The following is a 3,535-nucleotide window of genomic DNA, read 5'->3' as shown; positions in this document are numbered from 1 at the left end:
GGGTGGAAGACAGCTTCAAAGTCTGAAAACAAAGAATAAAGTAACGAAAATTAATACGCAGAATCTTATTCAAGGAGCGTATCTGATTGTGATAAAAGCTGATACTGAGAAAACAGCGAATGCTAAATTGATTAAAAAATAAACATGATGAAAAAAATAATATTATTCTATTCAATTTTTATTGCTAACTGTCTAATCGCTCAAAGCACAGGAGATGAAAATAAAAATATACCCAATATAATTCCGCCTTCACCGTCGGTTAATAGTTTAATGAAGTTTGAAGAAGTTCCTGTAAGCAATTATACAGGAATTCCAGATATAACAATACCCATAAAAAGTTTGAATACAGGACTTAATAATGTTCCTTTAAATTTACAATTAAAGTACCATGTAAATAATGCCAAGTCAGATTCAAAAGCAACTGAAGTAGGATTAGGCTGGAGTTTGATGGCCGGAGGAACAATTTCCCGAACTGTTATGGATATTCCAGACGAGAAAATAATCTCATATTCGTCAGGTAGCTCAAATAAAAAAATAGGTATTTATTTTGACGAAAATACAAATGTTCATAATTATAAAAACTATTTTGGAAGTATAATTGATAATCCCGGCAACTTTACCCATACAGAAAAAAGTATTTTTGAAGCACATTACAAAAACAGATACGATACAAAGTATGATCTTTATCAATATAACTTCTTAAATTATACAGGACGTTTTATTATAAAAAAAATAAACGGACAATTGCAGGTTGTAAAATTAGATAAGAACAACCTTAAAATTACTGTTACTGCACCTACAGATTTTGAGCCCATCTCTTTTGATATTATTGACGAATTAGGAAACATCTTTGTTTTTGATGTCATTGAAACATCTAAAAACACTTCTCTAAATGATGGTTTAGGCTTAGAGGGATATACTTTTACTAGTTATTCAGAGATGAATTATATGTATAATAGCGCTTTTCATTTGAGTAAAATCAAAAATAATGATAACACTATTAAGGTAAACCTTACATATGATGCACAACCCGTTGTAACAGTTTCAACCGAGTCTACTAAAAATAATAATGCAATCTATTTTGATGCGGGTAGTGCTCTAAGATCAATTATTAGGGAAAACAGCAGTTATCTTCCTAAAATCGACGAAACGATAGGAAGTACAACAATTTCAAATACACGAAAAATAAAAGAAATTAATCTATTAGGACAAGGAAGTATTTTATTTGATTATGAATATGGAAGAGAAGATACTAATTATGGGAGTGATCTTTCATCGCTTTCAAAGTTAAGAAGTATTGTTATAAAAGGTACAGATAATAAGTATGATGAAAAATTTAACTTCATATACGCTTATAAAAATTCAGGTGTATATAAAAGACTTTTTTTAACATCCATAGAAAAACTTAATAAAGATAATGACACATATGTTCGTGATCAAATTTATAATTTAGACTATTATGGATTAACCGGAATCAGCTTTCCGCTTGTAGCAGATGACGACAGCTTTTACAAATGTTCAAAAGAATACTCTTATGGCTGTTCTAATATTGAGTTACTAAAAGCAATAACCTATCCTACTAAAGGTAAGTCTGAATTTATTTATGAAACAGGAACTTATTCTTACATACCTAAAAACACAGCTTTCAGTCCTTCGGATGGTGCTGAATTGCTGACTAATTATGATGAAAATCAGTTGAATTGGGACGATGCGAATAATATGACGGTATTTACTAAATTCAGTGATGAGAAAAAATTTGCTTTTACAATTACTGAATTGAGCTCTATTAGAATGCAATTAGAAACAGTCTCTATAAATCAATATGGTTTCAGATTTAGAGTTTTGAAAAAAGAAGGCGTTAACTACACTCCTGTTGCTAGCTTTGATACTTCTTTATTAGACGCAAACGAACCTATACCTACTGTATATGAATATACTTTTCCTGCTGGTGAATATTATTTGGAGCTAGATAATCTACAAATTGGTATTGGTAACCCAACATTTAACGCAAGTTTTAATATTTTCTACAAAGTTCGAAATACAAATAACCTTAAATATTTATTTGATTTTAGAAATGTACGTATCAAAAATATAAACTATTATACCGACCAAACAGGAATACCAAGCAGAACGATTAATTTTGGGTACAATGACCTTCTAGATTCGAAAAGAAGTACAGGAGCTTTAGTTTTTCCGAAACCATTGTATAGATACAGTTATCCTTACAAAGCAACACTCGAGTACCAATGCAATCCTGATCCTACTCATCCATGCAAAACCGTATTTAGTGCGGATATTGTTTACAATTCTTCCAGAAACTTTCTACCTATACAAAAAACCAAAGGTGGAGATATAGGATATCAGTTTGTGAGCGTAAACGAAACAGGCAAAGGAAAGACAGTTTATCAATATACTTCACCGATAGATAAGCCTAATTTATATACTCCTTCGCTTTTACCTCCATTTAATAGCGTTGCCAACTATGATTATATGAGGGGAAATTTATTAAATAAAAAAGTATATAGTGAAAACAACAGATTATTATCTGAAGATAAACTCACCTATCAATATAATGATTATGAAATTTCGACAGGAGCCTTTGTGAATCTAAAAGAAGATGCAATAGATGGATATTACTTACATGGTGGAAAATATGAAACGTATGAAAATTTTTCATTAATAACAGGAAAAAATGCTTTTGATTTTATGACTTTAGTATTTCAAAAGGAGCATATAGGTACTGCAAATTTAATTGAAGAACAGTCGACAATGTTTTATGATAATCAACGTTCTGTTACTCAATCTACTCTAAATGGGTATAACTCCCGAGATTATCTTATTAAAAAATCCCAGACTCTTTCTGATGGTACTATAGTTGAAACCAACTACAGTTATGCGCATGAAAAAGGAAATACAAGATTAATTAACGCTAATATAATTGCTGCTCCTTTAGAGACTTCTGTTGTTAAAAAACAAAATAGTGCTGATTTGGGGAAAATAATTTTAAAGGCAGAGACAAAATACGATGACCTGTCTCATTTATTTCCAACATCAATGGTCTCATATGATTTCAATAATATTGCTCAAACTGAGGTCACTTACAATGAATATGATATCAATGGAAATATTTTACAATACACAACAAAAGATGGCATGGCAATTTCCATTATTTGGGGTTACAATTCTACTCAGCCTATTGCTAAAATAGTTGGTGTTTCTTATTCTGTAGCAAGCGGATTGGCAACAGATATCATCTCTGCTTCCAACACAGATGTTTCACAAGGAACTACTATTTCCGAGGAAAATTTAATCAACAAATTAGATGCATTCAGAAAAGAGTCTGCATTACAAAATGCTCAGATTACTACTTACACTTATGATCCTTTGATTGGAGTAACAAGCATTACTCCGCCTTCAGGAATCAGAGAGATTTATAAATACGATTCTGCCAACAGGTTAGAAAGTATCAAAGATATTAACGGCAAACTGTTAAAAGAATTCAAGTACAACTACAAACCATAAAACATAAATATGA

At 30.9% G+C, this 3,535-nt stretch carries 1 protein-coding gene; it reads left to right on the top strand.

Annotation, left to right across the window (positions count from 1 at the left end; all coding sequences use genetic code 11):
- Window positions 1-147: 147 nt before the first annotated feature.
- Window positions 148-3,522, top strand: a complete 3,375-nt coding sequence (locus OEW74_RS19470; protein ID WP_265430063.1) for a hypothetical protein — start codon at window positions 148-150, stop codon at window positions 3,520-3,522.
- Window positions 3,523-3,535 lie beyond the last annotated feature (13 nt).

Source organism: Chryseobacterium sp. YIM B08800 (assembly GCF_026163565.1).
Lineage (GTDB): Bacteria > Bacteroidota > Bacteroidia > Flavobacteriales > Weeksellaceae > Chryseobacterium.
This window is presented reverse-complemented; position numbering and strand designations above follow the sequence as displayed.